16 protein-coding genes are annotated in these 16,947 nt (G+C 62.2%); 9 read left to right on the forward strand and 7 right to left on the reverse strand.

Annotated features, from left to right (window positions below):
• Positions 1-328: 328 nt before the first annotated feature.
• A complete protein-coding gene (locus A0257_09125; GenBank protein AMR27241.1) occupies positions 329-745 on the reverse strand; it encodes an HxlR family transcriptional regulator in 417 nt (138 codons plus the stop codon).
• A gap of 169 nt (positions 746-914) precedes the next feature.
• Between A0257_09125 and A0257_09130 the strand changes: the two genes are divergently transcribed.
• Positions 915-1,358: a hypothetical protein gene (locus A0257_09130; GenBank protein ID AMR27242.1), complete on the forward strand. Its 444-nt coding sequence runs from the start codon at positions 915-917 to the stop codon at positions 1,356-1,358.
• Positions 1,359-1,671: 313 nt separating this feature from the next.
• On the opposite strand, the gene A0257_09135 is transcribed toward A0257_09130, so the two are convergent.
• Positions 1,672-3,036, reverse strand: a complete 1,365-nt coding sequence (locus A0257_09135; GenBank protein ID AMR27243.1) for a dehydrogenase — start codon at positions 3,034-3,036, stop codon at positions 1,672-1,674.
• Between the two features lie 227 nt (positions 3,037-3,263).
• Here A0257_09135 and A0257_09140 point away from each other — a divergent pair, with 227 nt between their 5' ends.
• Together A0257_09140 and A0257_09145 are read left to right on the forward strand one after the other, a co-directional pair.
• Positions 3,264-4,337, forward strand: coding sequence for an oxidoreductase (locus A0257_09140; protein ID AMR27244.1), 1,074 nt, complete (start codon positions 3,264-3,266; stop codon positions 4,335-4,337).
• 101 nt (positions 4,338-4,438) lie between these two features.
• Positions 4,439-5,896, forward strand: a complete 1,458-nt coding sequence (locus tag A0257_09145) for an oxidoreductase (GenBank protein AMR27245.1) — start codon at positions 4,439-4,441, stop codon at positions 5,894-5,896.
• Between the two features lie 61 nt (positions 5,897-5,957).
• On the opposite strand, the gene A0257_09150 is transcribed toward A0257_09145, so the two are convergent.
• Complete coding sequence (locus A0257_09150; GenBank protein ID AMR27246.1) at positions 5,958-6,470, reverse strand: metal-dependent hydrolase; 513 nt, start codon at positions 6,468-6,470, stop codon at positions 5,958-5,960.
• Positions 6,471-6,520: 50 nt separating this feature from the next.
• Positions 6,521-7,084 (reverse strand): hypothetical protein, encoded by a 564-nt coding sequence (locus A0257_09155; protein AMR27247.1) that lies wholly within the window; start codon positions 7,082-7,084, stop codon positions 6,521-6,523.
• Positions 7,085-7,227: 143 nt separating this feature from the next.
• Between A0257_09155 and A0257_09160 the strand changes: the two genes are divergently transcribed.
• Positions 7,228-8,439: a diaminopimelate decarboxylase gene (locus tag A0257_09160; protein AMR27248.1), complete on the forward strand. Its 1,212-nt coding sequence runs from the start codon at positions 7,228-7,230 to the stop codon at positions 8,437-8,439.
• A 54-nt stretch (positions 8,440-8,493) separates the two neighbouring features.
• Here the strand turns inward: A0257_09160 and A0257_09165 are convergent, their stop codons facing one another.
• A complete protein-coding gene (locus A0257_09165) occupies positions 8,494-8,910 on the reverse strand; it encodes a hypothetical protein (protein ID AMR27249.1) in 417 nt (138 codons plus the stop codon).
• Between the two features lie 131 nt (positions 8,911-9,041).
• On the opposite strand from A0257_09165, the gene A0257_09170 reads away from it, so the two are divergent.
• From A0257_09170 to A0257_09190, 5 genes are all read left to right on the forward strand, one after another.
• The gene (locus tag A0257_09170; protein AMR27250.1) at positions 9,042-9,647 is read left to right on the forward strand and encodes a hypothetical protein; all 606 of its coding nucleotides are present in this window, start codon (positions 9,042-9,044) and stop codon (positions 9,645-9,647) included.
• Positions 9,648-9,843: 196 nt separating this feature from the next.
• Positions 9,844-10,218 (forward strand): cupin, encoded by a 375-nt coding sequence (locus tag A0257_09175; protein AMR27251.1) that lies wholly within the window; start codon positions 9,844-9,846, stop codon positions 10,216-10,218.
• A gap of 107 nt (positions 10,219-10,325) precedes the next feature.
• Positions 10,326-11,117 (forward strand): hypothetical protein, encoded by a 792-nt coding sequence (locus tag A0257_09180; GenBank protein ID AMR27252.1) that lies wholly within the window; start codon positions 10,326-10,328, stop codon positions 11,115-11,117.
• Between the two features lie 92 nt (positions 11,118-11,209).
• On the forward strand, positions 11,210-11,737 hold the full coding sequence (locus tag A0257_09185; GenBank protein AMR27253.1) for an NADPH-dependent FMN reductase: 528 nt from the start codon (positions 11,210-11,212) through the stop codon (positions 11,735-11,737).
• Positions 11,738-11,771: 34 nt separating this feature from the next.
• Complete coding sequence (locus A0257_09190; GenBank protein ID AMR27254.1) at positions 11,772-12,902, forward strand: hypothetical protein; 1,131 nt, start codon at positions 11,772-11,774, stop codon at positions 12,900-12,902.
• Between the two features lie 15 nt (positions 12,903-12,917).
• On the opposite strand, the gene A0257_09195 is transcribed toward A0257_09190, so the two are convergent.
• On the reverse strand, positions 12,918-14,546 hold the full coding sequence (locus A0257_09195) for a hypothetical protein (protein AMR27255.1): 1,629 nt from the start codon (positions 14,544-14,546) through the stop codon (positions 12,918-12,920).
• A 24-nt stretch (positions 14,547-14,570) separates the two neighbouring features.
• Positions 14,571-16,898, reverse strand: coding sequence for a hypothetical protein (locus A0257_09200; protein ID AMR27256.1), 2,328 nt, complete (start codon positions 16,896-16,898; stop codon positions 14,571-14,573).
• Positions 16,899-16,947: the final 49 nt, after the last annotated feature.

Here is a 16,947-nt window from a genome sequence, read left to right on the forward strand (position 1 = left end):
TTGTTGAACTTGTCAGCAATCCCGCCGCGCTAACATTGACAAGGTACTCTAACCTGAAAGACAATAACTTATAGTTGTCAAGCAACCGTTTTTAGAGCCAGAACACAACCTTTCCGTCGCGTCTGTAAAGTTATCTGTACGTTGATTGCTGAAGTTATCCGTACCAAATCAGCCTGTTTTTCGCTCCCATTGTCTGCTACTAGGTAGTCAGCTTAGTTGCACAGTTAAACGGACGTTTGATTGTGCAACTAAGCTGACAGCATCTAAGCGCGTAATTTTATATCTAAATAGTTTTTAGTTGTGTTCATTGGAACAAACCCAGCAGCCATTAGTCAGCATTCCGGGCCTGCACAAGCTGCTGGTATTTCTGGATGGTGGCCTCCTTATCGGCTGCCAGTTCCCGGAGCAAGGTGGCCTCGCCCCCAGCCGGGCTGTACTTGGCTCCCCAAAGGGTGATTTCCAAGAGGAGCGGCAGTAAGTCTACGCCTTTTTCAGTAAGACGGTAGGTGAACTTCGAGCGCTTATCGGCCGCTACTTCTTTGGTGATGATGCCCTGCGCTTCGAGCGTGGCCAGCCGGTTGGCGAGGATGTTGGTCGCCATTTTTTCTGCCGATTGCAGGAATTCGCCATAGGTCGATTTGCGCGCGAACACCATGTCGCGCAGAATCAGGAGCGCCCACTTATCGCCCAGCACATCCAGGGCAAAGCTGATGGGGCAGTCGGAACGAGGCATTAGCTGCTTCATAAAACACGCGCTTAAATTCCACTTGCAAATCAAAAGCAAATGAGCCTACCTTTACACTTGCCAGGTGCAAGTAAATGCCCGTCGGGCTAGTTCCCCTTTTATTACCAAGTAGAAAAGCATCTTCAGTAGCCTTTCAATACTACCATTACTCAACTTACGCATCTCCTGCATGGACTCTTCCTCTGCTAACGGCTTGCAAAGCCTCAGTTTTCACAATCTGGCCTTCACCGTATCGGATATCGAAAAAACTATCCATTGGTACGAAGCCACGCTTGGCTTTAAAGTGCTGAGTAGAACCGCCATTCCGGCCATCGGTGCGCAAGTCGTCTTTCTACAGTTAGCTGATATTCAGCTGGAAGTGTTACAGGCGAGCAACGGCTTTCGCCTCGATGAACTGTTTGCCGATGCGCCGAATCACTTGTTGCCCATCGGCAACAAATCGCTGGTACTACAGGTGAACGACCTGCACCGGGCGACCGTGGAGCTTGAAGAAAAAGGCGTAACCTTCGCCTGGAAAGAAGTGGACCTCTCGGGCGAAGGCCACTTGTCAACGATGATACGGGACAATGACGGCAATTTTATCAACATCTTCCAGAGAGAATCGCCTGAGTAAGCAGCAGCCGTGAGCGCCGGCGTTTTGCGCCTCGCCCAGAAGAATGTGGCAGCGGCCTTCTCTGTGTCAAGCACTACCGCAAGCCCTTGCAAGCGCACCTAGTAGAATGGCTATCAAGAAGGGCTTAAAGCAATTTTACTTCTCCGAGGTTGTAGCAAGGACACGATTGGCAGCCATTCGCTTAATTCATGCACCAAGCTTTTAACCGAGGCTAATAGGGAGGAATTTGGAAGAAAGAAGGAGGAATGTAGAACCGACCCAAGCCTTTTGCATTTCAGGCTAAGTTCCGCCTTTTTTCTTCCAAATTCCGCCTTTAGCTTTTCTCCTCCGTGGGCGGCGTGCCGCGGAAGGCATCCGTTTTCCCTACCCCCACCGTCAGCTTCACCGGGCGGTTCTCCTTGGCCGACTGGTAGATAGCTTCCATGATGCGCTGGTCCTGCAAGCCTTCTTCGCCGGGCGTGTAGGGCGTTTTGTTGTCGCGCACGCACTCGGCCAGGTGGTCCATTTCGAGGGCAAATTGCTGCTTGTCAGGGTTGCTTGGCATTTCGGTTACCTGCTGGCCGCCGGGGGCGTGTACCAATTCTTGCTTCAGCCCTTTGTAGGGAAAAGCGGGGTCCATTTTAATGGTGCCGGTTTCGGCGTGCACGGCGTAGCTTTTGGCATTAAAAGAGCCGTAGCCGCTCATGCACTGCGAGATGGCCCCGCTGGGAAAGCGCAGCGTGAAGGCCACGTTCTCCTCGATTTCCTTAAATCGGTCGTCGCCGGGCGTGCTGTAAATCTGGGCCGAAACCTCCGTGGGCTCCTCCCCTAGCAAGAAGCGCGTGGTGTTGAGGCAATACAAGCCTACATCGGGCAGCGACCCGCCGCCGGCCAGGGCTTTTTTGTGGCGCCACTGCTGGTCGTGGGCCTGGTTCTGGCAGTTCATCATCTGGATAAGCTTGGTCTGGCCATAGGTTTTGGCGCGTACCAGCTGCATGGCGGCGCGGTTAAGCGGCTCGTACTGAATACGGTAGGCAATCATAAGCTTTTTGCCAGCCTTGTCGCAAGCCGCAATCATCTCCTCGCACTCCTTCACGGAATCGGCCATCGGCTTTTCGCAGAGAATATGCTTGCCCGCTTTGGCCCCCCGAATGGTGTATTCGTGGTGCATCGAGTTGGGCAGCACGATGTAAATGACCTGCACCTCGGGGTTGTCCCTGAGCTTGTCGTAGGTTTGGTACGAGTAGCAGCTGCTAGGCTTAATCCCGTACTGCTTAGCCACTTTAGCCATCTTGTCGGCATCGCCGCTCACCAGGGCTACCGGCTTGGCGTGCTTGCACTGGCCAAAGGCGGGCAGGATTTCGGCCAGCGTGAGGTGGCCCAGGCCCACGATGGCGTAGCCCACGCGCTGGTCGGGCGCGTCGGGGTTGAGGAAAGGGCCGGCTTTGGGGTCGGTGGGCGCTTCGAGGGGGGGTAGGGTAATGTCGAGCGGGCCGGTGGGCGGTGAGGTGGTGCCGAAGCCACTGAGGTCGGCGGCCTCGGCGGCGGCCAGCGGCAGGGCCGACGCCAGGCCGGCGGCCAGCAGCCCGCGCCCGGCGTGGTTGATAAACTGGCGGCGCGAGGCGTCGCAGGCCGTATCGGTAGTAGTTTCGAGCGCGATGCGGTCGAGGGTATCGGCAGTGGAAATCTCGTGGAACATGGTAGAAATAGCGCGTGAAAAACCAGGGGAAGCTGGCTTTACGTGCCGGAGGGGGCCTAGCGTTGCCAGCCAGCCGGGTAAGCTCGGCGGTGATAACCTCTCCCGGACTGGCCGGTTTAGCAGGGGTCAATTATTAGCTATCACTGCTTTATTTTTCAACTTAAATACTTGACAAATAATCGGTAGGTGACAATTTATTTCTTCGTCCGACGCTTATTCCCGTTCGCATGTCCGCACTTTTCGAGCCGCTTACCCTGCGTGGCCTCACGCTCAAAAATCGCATTGTTGTGTCGCCCATGTGCCAATACAGCGCCCAGGATGGCTTCGCCAACGACTGGCACCTAGTGCATCTGGGCAGCCGCGCCGTGGGCGGGGCCAGCCTACTCATTCAGGAAGCCACGGCGGTGTCGGCCGAGGGCCGCATCACGCCCGAAGACCTGGGCATCTGGCGCGATGAGCACATTGATTTTCAGCGGCGTATCAACCAGTTTGTCGAAGCCCAGGGCAGCGTGCCGGGCGTGCAGCTGGCCCATGCCGGCCGCAAGGCCAGCACTTATACCAGCTGGCTCGGAAAAGGCCACGGCGCGGTGCCCGAGGCCGAAGGCGGCTGGCCGGTGGTGGCGCCCAGCGCAATTAAATTTTCCGACGCCTACCCCCTGCCGGTGGCCCTGGACGCGGCGGGCATCAAAAAAGTCATTGCTGATTTCCGCGGCGCTACCGAGCGTTCGCTGGCCGCTGGCTTTAAGGTAATTGAGATTCACGCGGCCCACGGTTATTTGCTGCACGAGTTTTTGTCGCCGCTCAGCAACCAGCGCACCGACACCTACGGCGGCTCTTTCGAAAACCGCATTCGGCTGCTGCGGGAAGTGGTGGCGGCCGTGCGCCAGGCCCTACCCCCCGCTTTTCCGCTGTTCGTGCGCATCTCGGCCACCGACTGGGCCGAAGGCGGCTGGACGGCCGACGAGTCGGTGCGGCTCAGCACCTGGCTGCGCGAGGCCGGCGTGGACCTCGTGGACTGCTCCAGCGGCGGCAACGTGGCGACGGCTAAAATCCCGGTCGGCCCCGGCTATCAGGTCGGGTTTGCCGAGCGCATCCGGCGCGAAGCCGGTATTGCCACCGGCGCGGTGGGCCTCATCACTACCCCCGCCGAGGCCGAGGAAGTCGTGGCCAGCGGCCAGGCCGACCTCGTGCTGCTGGCCCGCGAGGAGCTGCGCGACCCGTACTTCCCGCTGCGCGCGGCGCACGCGCTGGGTGCCGACGTGGCCTGGCCCGTGCAGTACGAGCGCGCCAAGCCCCGGTAGCACGTAGCGAGTAGCGGGGGGGTAGGGCGGGAAAAGATGAGTTGAATAAGCTGCGTTTTTGCGTACCTTTTGCCCACCTTTTCCCATCCAATTTTCTTCGCATGAGCCAGCTTCCCGAAAACCCCTCCCGGCGCTCGTTTCTCAAACACGGCACGGCCGCCACGGCCGGCATTCTCATCGTGCCGCGCTTCGTGCTCGGCGGCAAGGGCTACACCGCCCCGAGCGACCAACTGGTGATTGCCGGCGTGGGCGTGGGCGGCAAGGGCGAGAGCGACATCGCCATGTTTGCCAAAACCGGCAAGGCCCGCATCGCCTACCTCTGCGACGTGGACGACCGCCGGGCGGCCCGCACGCGCCAGGCGTTCCCGAAGGCGGCGTATTACAAAGATTGGCGCAAGCTGTTCGACCAGGAGCACAAGCACTTTGATGCGGTGTCGGTCTCGACGCCCGACCACAACCACGCCATCATCACGCTGGCGGCCATGCAGCTGGGCAAAAACGTGTACGTGCAAAAGCCTTTGACCCATGACATTTATGAGGCTCGCATGCTCACCGACGCGGCCCGGCGCTACCCGAAGCTGGTGACGCAGATGGGCAACCAGGGTGCCTCCAACGACGGCGTGCGGCAGCTGCGGGAGTGGTACGACGCGGGCACCATCGGCGACGTGCACACCGTGTATTGCTGGACCGACCGCCCGGTGTGGCCCCAGGGCATTGCCTGGCCCACCACCAAAGCCCCCGTGCCGCCTGAGCTGGACTGGGACCTGTGGCTGGGCACGGCACCCCAGCGCGACTACGTGGATAAGCTGGTGCCCTTCAACTGGCGCGGGTGGTGGGACTACGGCACCGGCGCGCTCGGCGACATGGGCTGCCACCTGCTCGAAGCGCCTTTCCGGGTGCTCGACCTGACCTACGCTAACTCGGTGCAGGCCAGCGTGGGCAGCGTGTATGTGGATGAGTTTAAGCGCGGGTATTTCCCCGACGGCTGCCCGCCGTCGAGCCACGTCACGCTCACGTTTCCCAAAACCGCCAAAACCCAGCACGACATCACGGTGCACTGGATGGACGGCGGCATTCAGCCCGAGCGCCCCGACGAGCTGGGGCCCAACGAGCTGTTTGGCGACGGCGGCAACGGCATCCTGTTCATCGGCGACAAAGGCAAGATGATGGCCAGCACCTACGCGGACAACCCGCGCCTGCTACCCCTCTCCCGCAACCAGGAAGTGCACGTGCCCCAGACCCTGGCCCGCGTGCCCGGCCAGGCCAACGGCCACTACGGCCAGTGGGTAGAAGCCTGCCTGGCTGGCCCCGGCAAAATGCCGGTCAGCTCGCCCTTTGAGCTGGCCGGCCCCCTCACCGAGGCCCTGCTGATGGCCAACCTCGCCGTTCGCGGCTATGATATTCAGCGCCCGCGCGCCACCGGCCCCGGCGGCAGCTTCGACTACCCCGGCCGCGGCGTGAAATTGCTCTGGGACAACCAGCAGATGCGCATCACCAACCTCGACGACGTGAACCGCTTCGTGAAACGCGACTACCGCCAGGGCTGGAAGCTGGGATAGAGAGTAATGGGTAATGGGTAAGTCCTGGACCAATAAGAACGTCATTAGTCATTAGCCCAGCTTACGCGGCCCGCACCACGCGGGCCGTCACCAGCAGCTGGCCCACGTGGCGGGTGGTGTGCTCGGCGGCGTGCATTAGCAGGCCGATTACGGTGCTGGGCAGCTGGGCGCGCCCTACCCCCCGCCACTCGGGCAACGTGGCTTCGGCGGTGTTTTGCAGCTGCATCAGGGCTTTATCTACTTGTTGATGAAAGGCTTGCACCAGCTTGGGCGCGGCGGCGGCGGGCGTGGGCGGCTGGCTCTCGGCGGCCAGGTAATCCAACTGGGTTTTGCTGAGGACCTCGCCGCGGGCATAGGTAAACGTGCGGTCGAGCACGCCCGTGAGGTGGCGCAGGTGGAAGCCCACCGAGGCCAGGCCCAGCGGCCGGGTCGCCAGGCGGTCGGCCGGAAAGCTGGCCATGAGCGCCGCTACTTCTTCGCGGGCTTGCAGCAGGGCGTGGGCCACCGGCTGAAGCAGCGGCGGCACGGCGGGCAGCGGGCCGCGCAGCCACACTTCGGGTAAGTTCTCAGCCATCGTAATAGTAAGCGGCTTGGGAAAGATTCAACGCCCTACCAGGCAGCTACTTATTTATCTCGCGGCGACAGGTCGGTTTCAGGCCGGCGGGGCGAGGTAAAGTAATAGCTGCGCGCCGGCCCGCCGTCGTCGGTCGCGTTGCGGATGGTGAGGCTTAAGTAGTCGCCGCGTACCCATTCCGACGCCCGAAACGGGTGGTTGAAGGCGCGACCATTGCGCTCGCTGTACTCATACAGCCGCAGGCGCACCAGCTGGTGCTGCTGATACAGCTCGGAGAGCAGCAGCTTGCCGCTGATATTATAGTAAAAAACCTTCGTTACGTCGGCCGTGTGGGTTTTGTGCTTGGTTATCTCTTTCTTCACAATCCGATAGTCGGAGGGCTTAGCTGACACCGTGCTTTGATGCCGGGGGGCGAGGCTTTTGGTGCGGCGGCTAATGCCGTGCAGGGCCAGAAACGAGCTGTGCGACCGCGCAATGCGCGAATCAACGAGCGTGCGCACTTGCTCGGCCCGCTGCCACAGCAGGTCATGCTCGGTTTGGTAGTCGGTGGGAGGCGCATCTTGGGCGTGGGTCGCCAAGGGGCTCGCCAGCAACCAACTCAGCAGCAGCAACAAACAATTTTTCATTAAACAGGAAGGGGGAAGAAAGCCCACCAACAGGCGGGCAAATATATGGGTGGCGACTTCGCTGCGGCTACCCCCAAAGCGCCCGTACCTTTGCGGGCGCGGCCCGGCCGCTGCTCTTTTGCTGCTTCGTAATGTCTGCTTCACTCCCTACCCCCGCCCTGCTGGCCGCCGCCGCGCAGTTTGGCACGCCCCTCTACGTGTACCAGGCCGATAGTATTCGGGCCCAGTACCACAAGCTCACGACGGCCTTTAGCGGCCATCCCACGCGGTTTTTTTATGCCTGCAAAGCGCTTACCAACGTGGCCGTGCTGAAAATTATGCTGGCCGAGGGCGCGGGCCTCGACTGCGTGAGCCTCAACGAGGTGCGGCTGGGAATGCACGCCGGCTTTCAGCCCGAGAATATTCTATTTACCCCCAACAGCGTGGCGTTCAGCGAATTGGTGGAAGCCAAGGAGTTGGGCGTGAACCTGAACATCGACAACCTGGCCATTTTGGAGCAGTTCGGGGCCACGTTTGGCGGCTCCTACCCGGTGTGCGTGCGCCTGAACCCGCACATCGAGGCGGGCGGCAACTACAAGATTTCGACCGGCCACATCGACAGCAAGTTTGGCATCAGCATTCACCAGCTGCGGCATTTGGAGCGGGTAGTAAAAGGCACCGGCCTGCACGTGCGCGGCCTGCACATGCACACGGGCTCCGAAATTAAGGACGTGGGCGTGTTCTTGCGGGCGCTGGAAATCCTGTTCGACGCCGCCCGGCGCTTCCCCGATTTGGAGTTTCTGGACCTGGGCTCGGGCTTCAAAGTGCCCTACAAGCCCGGCGACCCCGAAACCGACGTGGCCGGCCTGGGCCAGCAGGTGGCGGCGGCCTTCCGGGAATTTGAAACCGAATATGGCCGGCCGCTCGAAGCCTGGTTTGAGCCCGGCAAGTACCTGGTGAGCGAGGCGGGCTTTCTGCTGGTGGAGGTTTCGACGGTGAAGCACACCACGGCTACCGTGTTTGCGGGCGTCAATTCGGGCTTCAACCACCTCATCCGGCCCATGATGTACGACGCCTACCACTACATCTCGAACCTGTCGCATCCTCGCGGCCCCGAACGGCTCTACACGGTGGTGGGCAACATTTGCGAAACCGACACCTTTGCCTGGGACCGCCTGCTGCCCGAAGTGCGCGAGGGCGACGTGCTGGCCTTCCACAACGCCGGGGCCTACGGCTTCGAGATGAGCAGCTCGTTCAACTCGCGTCTGCGCCCCGCCGAGGTGCTGCTCGACGCCGACGCCGCCCCGCGCCTCATCCGCCGCCGCCAAACGTTCGAGGATTTGTTGGCCGGGCAGGAGGGGTAGGATAAGCTTTAGCTTGTCCGGCGTTGAACGACCAGGCACTGGACAAGCTAAAGCTTATCCTACACTAATCAGCCAGTCGATGGCTTCTTTTTCGTGCTCGAAATTGCGGTAGGTGTGGCCCAGCCCGCGGCTGGTCATCACCAGATTTGACATGGCCAGGCGGGCAAACACGTCGCGCGCCACAATGACGACTCCGTGGCGGTAGCCGGCTTCGCGCACGGTTTGGGGCAGCCACTCGTTCACTATCCAGGTTTCTTCGGCGGGCATAAACGGGCTCATCTGCTGCTGGTTGATGAGCAGGCTGTGCCAGCCGTGGCGCTGCAAAGCCTGGCGCACGTGCGTGAGCAGAGCCCTGAACTGGGCTTCCTCCCGCGCGCCGGGGTAGTACTCCAGGCGCAGGTAGTTTTCGGGTTCTTCCCAAACGCAGCCGGCGCTGTTTTTGAAATAGATAGTGCGGGTGAGGGCGGGCATAGCGCGCGGGTTTGGTTGCCCGGCGCGGGGCCGGCCGCAGGGGCGCGGGCCAGGCCTGGTGCCTGGGCATCGAGCCTTAAACCGCGAAGCGCGCCGAGAGGTTAGCCCGCCCGCCGCTTTACTTTGGCGGCATGAAACCTCGCCGCAAGCCCACTACCCTGCGCCTACCCACCTATTTTCCGGCCGAAAACGTGCTCACCGGCCTCGACGCGCCGCGCCTGCTGGCGCTGGGCCGCGAGCTGGAGAACTACCATTTTATAGGCTGCGACCTGAGCGAAGCCAACCTGGCGGGCCTGCGCTTCGAAGATTGCCGCTTCGAGCGCTGCAACCTGACCACGGCCAAGCTCGGCGGCGCGGCCCTGCAAAACGTGGCCTTTGCCGATTGCAAGCTGCTGGGCGTGGCCTTCGGCGCGTGCCAGGACATGCTGTTCGGGGTGCATTTCGACTATTGCCAGCTGCGCTACGCCTCGTTTGGGGGCAAGAAGCTGGCCGGCACGCGCTTCGCCCACTGCTCTCTGGCCGAAACCGACTTCACCAACGCCGACCTCAGCGGGGCCGCTTTTGCTGACTGCGACCTCACGGGCACCGTCTTCCACGATACCCGGCTGGTAGGCACCGATTTCACCACCGCCACCGGCTTCAGCCTCGACCCCGAGGCTAATGTGTTGACCAGTGCCCGCTTCGCGCTGGCCGGCCTGCCGGGTTTGCTCGACAAGTACGGGCTGGTGGTGGAATGATGATGGATAGTAGGTAATGGGGTAATGGGTAATGGGATAATGATAAAGAACGGTCATGCTGAGCTGGCGTCCGCTTGTCGAAGCATCTCTACCGCTTCGTTGAACGGCGCGGATGAAGCGGTAGAGATGCTTCGACAAGCGGACGCCAGCTCAGCATGACCGTTCTTTGTCATTACCCATCACCTACCCCCCCACCATGACCCCGATACCGCCCGCCACCCACTACCGCTGGGACGACATGCCCAAGGATGAACTGTCCGACACCATTTCGCGCCGCCTCATCACCGGCGACCAGATGATGCTGGCCCACGTGTACCTCAAGAAAGGGGCCATCGTGCCGAAGCATTCGCATCATAATGAGCAGATTACCTACATCCTGGAAGGCGCGTTGCGCTTTCACCTCGGTGACGACGGCAGCCAGGAAGTTGTCGTGCGCGCCGGCGAAGTGCTGACTATTCCCTCGTGGCTGCCCCACACCGCCGAGGCCCTTGAAGACACCCTCGACGTGGACGTGTTCAGCCCGCCCCGCCAGGACTGGCTCGACGGCAGCGACAGCTACCTGCGGAAGTGAATGGGTGAGTGAGTGAATGGGTGAATGACCCGTTTGCCCATTCGCCCACTCACTCACTCACTCACTCACTCACCCACTCACCCATTCACTCATTCACCCATTCACCAATGGACCTCGGAATAACCGGAAAAGTGGCCCTCGTGGCGGCTGCCAGCAAGGGGCTGGGGCGCGCCGTGGCCGAAGAGCTGGCCGCCGAAGGCGCGCACTTGGTGCTGTGCGCCCGCACCGACGCCACCTTGCAGCAAACCTGCGCCACTATCCGCGAAGCCACCGGCGCGCGGGTGCTGGGCGTGGCCGCCGACGTGAGCCAGCCCGCCGACGTGGCCCGGCTGGTGCAGGCCGCGCGGGCCGAGTTTGGGCAAATTGATGTGCTGGTGACGAACGCCGGCGGGCCGCCGGCCGGCACCTTTGCGCAGCACGGTGCCGCCGCCTGGGACGCCGCTACCCGCCTGCTGCTCACCAGTGTAGTGGAGCTGACCCGCGCCGTGCTGCCGGGGATGCAGGCCCGCGGCTGGGGTAGGATTCTGAACATTACGTCCATCGCCGTGAAGCAGCCCATCGCCGGGCTGCTACTTTCCAACAGCCTGCGGGCGGCCGTGACGGGGATGGCCCGCACGCTGGCCACTGAGGTGGCCGCCAGCGGCGTTACGGTCAACTGCATCCTGCCCGGCTACACCCGCACCGACCGCGTGGAGCACCTGGCCCAGGCCGCCGCCACCCGCGAGGGTATCAGCGAGGAGCAGGCTACCGAGCGCTGGACCAGCGAGATACCCATGCGCCGCCTGGGCGAGCCCCGCGAGTTCGCGGCGCTCGCTGCGTTTCTGTGCTCCGAGCGGGCCAGCTACATCACCGGCACCTCCACGGCCGTGGACGGCGGCTGGCTGCGGGGACTTTTTTAGGAGTTGCTGGTTAGTAGTTGAAGAGTTTGTCATTGCTGCGCGTTGCTCGCAATGACAAACTCTTTCGACTTATACTCATAATTATCAATCAATTGATTACCCTCCTCGTTGGCACCAACCGCCCGCAATCCCGCGCCCGCATCGTGGCCGATTTCTACGCTACCCTGCTCACGGAGCTGGGGGCGGCGTATCAGTTTATGGATTTGACGGCGCTGCCGGAAGATTTTCTCAACGTGGCGCTCTACCACAACGCCGGGCGGCACGACGATTTCAACGCCTTTATCGCTCCGCTCAACCAATCGGACAAGCTCGTCATTATCGCGCCGGAGTACAATTGCTCCATTCCCGGCGCGCTCAAGTCGTTTATCGATGCCCTACCCTACCCCGGCGGCATCAGAGGGAAAAAAGCGGCCCTCATCAGCCTGAGCAGCGGCAGCATGGGCGGCGCGCTGGCCCTAAGCCACCTCACCGATATTCTGTTTTATCTGGGCACCAGCGTGTTGCCGCAGCGCGTGCGCCTGCCCGGCATCAGCCAGCATTTATCGGCTGAGGGCAAGCTGAGCAGTCCGCTGTTTGAGCAATTGCTGCGCGAGCAGGCGGAGGCGCTGCTGGCCTGGTAGCAGGGCGCGCTGCCAAGCCAGCTTGTCCCTAGCTTTGCGCTTTATGCCTATTACGAGCCCGGCAACCCGTACCTACCAGCCCGAACTACTGGGTCTGCGCACCGTGGCCGTGGGCCTGGTTATACTACACCATTGGACGCTGACCGCCTTACCCCTTGGCGACTTGGGTCTGATGCTGTTTCTCGTGCTCAGTGGCTACCTTATCTCGGGTTTGCTGTGGAAAAACAATATTTATTGGGGAGCAACCGGCCCCGGCCGCTGGCAGCGGCGAATGGGCGTTTTTTACCTGCGCCGGGCCCTGCGTATCGTGCCGCCCTACTACGTAGCCCTCGGCTTAGCCGCCCTGCTGCCGCTGGCCACGCTGCGGCAGCATCCGCTGTGGTTTCTACTGCCCACCGCCAATATGCTGTGCTACCGGCTGCAAGCCTGGCCTGAGGGCCTGGGTCACTACTGGACGCTGGCGCTGGAAGAGCAGTTTTATTTACTCTGGCCCTTACTGCTCACGCTTTTTCGGTGGCTGCCAACTACTAGCCGGGGCTTATGGGGCGTAGTATGGTTTGCCCTGATTTTTCGGATAATCTGGATATGGACGGCGGGGCCGAGCTTCGTATTAGTGCTGCTGCCTTCTTGTCTCGACTTGTTCGCAGCCGGGGCGTTGCTGCGGCTTCAGGCCCCGCGCCTGCGGGCGGGCGAAGGCTGGTTGCTACCGGGCTGGCTGGTGGCAGTGGGCTGGCTAAGCTTGGTGACCAGTTGGTGGCTAATACGGGTGAGCCCCGTTCCTAAAGCAGTCTGGGAAGTATGCTCGCCCACCGTATGGGCGCTGGTGGGCTACTGCACCCTGCGCTGGTTACTGGCTGGGCCACCCGCCGCCCGGTGGCTGCGCCACCCGCTGATGCAATGGCTGGGCCAGCGCAGCTACGGCCTCTATCTCTATCACTTGCTGCTGCCGATATTCTACCAGCGTCTGGTGTTTCGGCTGCTGCCGGCCAGCCTGCCCGAGGCCGAGCACCTGCGGCAGCTCTGGCTGGGACCCATTCCGACCGTGCTGGTGCTTACTCCCGTGCTGGTCGGGCTGAGCGCGGCTTCCTGGCGCTGGCTCGAAGCGCCGCTTGATAAGTTCCGGCGGCAGTTTGCCTACGCGCCGCCCGCCCCGATAGCCAAGTAAACGCCTACCCCCCTCCTACCGCCGCGTCTTCAGCAGCAGCGCGAAGCCGTAGAGCGTGATGGCCAGCACGCCCAGCGCCGAGAGCATGGCCACCGCGTCGCGAATGTTTTTGCCGGCCCAGTCCATCAAAAAGAACTTGTGCAGCACCGCGAAGGACAGCCCCTCGCGCCGGTCGCCATCAGTGACGAGGGCGGCAAGGCGGCCGGTGGCGGGCTCCACGTACAGAGCCGGGTGGCCGGGGCCGGCGTAGCTGAGCTTCATTACCGGCAGGCGCTTGTTTACGAAGCCATACTCGCCGGCAAACTTGGTCACCAGCTCGGGGCTGCCCAGGCTGGCCAGGGGCGGCGCGGGGCCGCCTACCCCCGCCGCCGCGGCGGGCGCGCCGATGGCGGCCGGGGCTTCGGCTTCCGGCGTGGGCGGGGCGCAGCAGTCGGGCAAGGCGCCGTCTTCGGCCGCGCCGGTGGCGCTGGTGGTGGCCGGGTGGCCATTCAGCGCCAGCATGAACTCCTGGCCCAGCTCGGCGGCGTAGCGCATTTCGCCGGCGGGCAGCAACGCACCATCGCGGGTGCTGCGGTACTGCACAGTCGGCTTACCCTCAGCGCCTTTGCTCACGAGTCGGTAGTAGGGCTGGCCGCCTACCCGCGCCAGCGATACCCGCGTGACGGGCGCGGCACCGGGTAGGGCCGCGGTCAGCGGCCAGGTCAATTCGCTGGCGGCGAAGGCGCTGACCCGCGCCACTTCCTCGCGGCGGTCGGGGGTGAATTTTTGGATGAGATGGTAAGACGCGCTCAGGGCAAACGTGAACGTGACGAAGGCCACCCACAGCCCCAGCGTGCGGTGGCAGCGGCGCAGCCAGCCCACCTGGTCGTGGGCCGAGCGCGGCTGCCGCAATTTCTTCCGCACGAAGCCGTAAATCACCAGTCCACTCAGAGCCGAAAGCCAGATAACAGTCGTGAAAACCAGCATAATGCCCAAGTGCAAAGACCGGGGTAGGGCATCGAGAAAATCCCAGTTGTGCAGCATCCCGAACACCCACAGGAAGCGGGCGCGGGCGTGGTTGTTGAACGTGCCCATCCGGCTCTGCCCGGTTTCCACGAAAATAGCCATGCCATCGGGCCGGGCAAAAGTAATTTTCCAGACCGGCAGCAGGCGGTTAATAAACTTATAATCACCCGTGTAGTGCGTCAGTCGCTCGGCGCGGGCCACGGCCGAAGTCGAGTCGGCCAGCAGGTAGCGGGCCACGTCTTCGGCGTAGGCGCGGTCGCCGCTCGGCAGTTCCTGCCCAGTGGCGGCGCTGAAATAGCGCAGCCGTCCCTGGTAGTCAGTTATTTGATAATAAGGCTGCTGCTGAAACTGCACCACCCGCAGGTTTTGGATAGCCGCCAGGTGATTCTGGCTCAGCACCTGCGCCACGGACACGGCCAGCGCATCGGGCCGCAGCGGGGGGGTAGGTACGGTTTCGTGCGCAATGGCCGGCCGCAACCAGTTGGACATCAGCGGGTGCGACAGCCCGCTGAGCGTCCACAAAATAACGGGCAGCAGCGTAACCAGGCCCAGCGTGCGGTGCCAGCGGTACAGGTGGCGGCCCACGAAGCGCCGCACGGGCGAGGCCGCCGCACGGGGCGGAGTGGAAGTGGTTTGCATAGGTTTGGTTGTTAACTGATTAAGCTACTCGCGCGCCCTGGCGGCAAACGTGTAGCCGACTCCCAGCGTGACGGTGCGGGGCGCGGCGGCCGTGTAGGTAGAACCGTATTGGTTGGCTGTTACCAGCGTGGCGTACAGCGCGTTACTTAGGTTGATAACATTGGCCCACACTTCCAGGCCGCGCCCGGCGTGGGGCAGGCGGTAGCCCAGGCGCAGGTTCAGCAGGTTGTAGCCGGCGTAGGTTTTGGTGTTGGCCGTGTTGGTGAAGTAGGAGCTAATGCGCTGATACTCCAGCCCAATCCGCGCGCCCGGCGCGAAGCGCGGCTTGTAGTACACTTCCGCGTTGGCAATCCAGCTGGGCGCGTTCACCATACGATTGCCCGAGTAGTCGCGGTTCTTACCCTGCACTACCTCGCTGTATTCCAGGTAAGTATGGCGGGCGTTGGTGCCGCTGAGGCGGAAATTCACCTCTGAAACGGGCGCGTAGGTCAGCGTGTATTCAACCCCCTGGTGCCGGGTCGCGCCCACGTTCTGGCTCTGGGTCGAGTTGTCGGGCTGCAACAGGCTCACGATTTCGTTGCGGCCCTCCAGCTGGTACACGCTCAAATCCACGTACACCTTGCGCTCAAACAGCGCCACCCAGCCGCCGGCCTCGTAGTTCTTGAAATTGGCTTCCTTCAGCTCAATTGTCTGGCGTGAGCTGTACAAGCTGCTGGTTTCGGGCGGCTGAAAACCAGTGCTGAAGTTGGCGTACACGCCCCGGTTCGCGCCCAGCGCGTAGGTCAGCCCCAGCTTGGGCGCTACGATGTTGTACACGTTGTTCTGGGCCGCCTTTTTGGTGGTTTGCGCGCCGCTCAGATAGTTCACAAAATTGTACTGAACCCGGTCGTAGCGCAGGCCGCCCACGATGCGCAACGCCTCAGTGGCCTGCACCTCGTACTGGGCATAGGCCGCCGCGTTGTAGAGGTCGGTTTTATAGTTGTCAATGTAGCGGCCGGTGTCGGTGTAGCCGGAATAGAAGTTATTGGCCACGTCCTTCTGAATGGTCAGGTAGCGGGCGTAGTAGGTGCTCGGACTATAGTCAAAATATCCCCCCACGATGAGCCGCGAGTTCAGAAAGCCCAGGTCGGCGCGGTGCTGCACCAACGCCCCGTAGCTATGAAACGATTGATTATTTACCTGTCCGTTAGAGCTTTGATAAGCTCCGTTTACGCGCACGTCGGAAATATAATAGCTAGGCAGCTGCCCGGTGGAGTTGTAGCGGGTGTAGGCCGTGAGGGCCGTTTGCTGGCTCGGGCTCCAGTCGTGCTCCAGGCGCAGGCTGGCACGCACGGCCGTCACCACGCGGTTGGTGAAGCGGTTGTTGCTGGCGTAGCTGCGGCTGTAGAAGTGGGCGCTGTCGAGGGTGCCCGGCGTTTGGGTATTGAGGTAGTTATACGTGCCCATCCCAATAAGCCGCGTTTTAGCACTAAACGAATAGTCGCCCCGCAGCGTCCACGACTCTTTGTCGAAGTCGGTGTAGTCCTGCCAGCCGTTGCGCTGCTGGGCCGCGTAGCCGCCCGCGTACAGCCCGAGCCGGCCCACCGTGCCGCTGGCGCTGGCATCCACGCGCCGGTAGCCGTAGTTGTCGCCCTGCACCGACACCCCGGCCGTGGGCAGGGGGGTAGGGCGCTGCGTCAAAAAGTTGATGGCCCCGCCAATGGCGTTGGAGCCGTAGAGCGACGAGGCCGGCCCTTTCACCACCTCAATGCTGCGCACGCCGGCTTGGTTTATCTCATACAGCGCGTTGTGGTTGAAGATGCCGATGGGCCGGATGGGCAGGCCATCTTCCAGATACAAATACACCGCGTTGGTGCTAATGGGCTGGCGGATAGCCATCATGTGCTGCTCATTGCCCAGGTTCACCATGTACACGCCGGCCACCTTGTTCAGCAGCTGGTAGGGCGCGGTGGCCTTGGAATCGGCAATGAGCTGCGGCGAGACCTGGCTGATGGCCACCGGCTCCTGGGTGCGGCGCTCCTGCTCGCGGCTCGCCGACACCACTACCCCCTGCAAATTGACCGGGGCCGCTTCGAGGCGCACCGTGAGCGGCTGGCCGCCGGCCGGCACCCGCACGTCCTGCGTGTTGTAGCCAATAAAGGAGATGACCACCTCGCGACCTCCGGCCAGGGTGAAGCGGCCGCTGGCATCGGTGGTGGTGCCGGCCTGGGTGCCGGGCGCTACCACCGTCACGCCCGGCAGGGGCTGCTGCGACTGCGCGTCGAGCACGGTGCCGCGCAGCGGAGCCTGCTGCGCGCAGGCCAGGTTCAGGCTGGCAACGGCCAGCCCGGCAGTTATAACTAGTGATTTCATATGGCTTAAATCGTATTTTAGCTTATCAGCCAAGTAGTTACCAAAAATG

This window comes from Hymenobacter psoromatis (assembly GCA_001596155.1).
Classification (GTDB): domain Bacteria; phylum Bacteroidota; class Bacteroidia; order Cytophagales; family Hymenobacteraceae; genus Hymenobacter.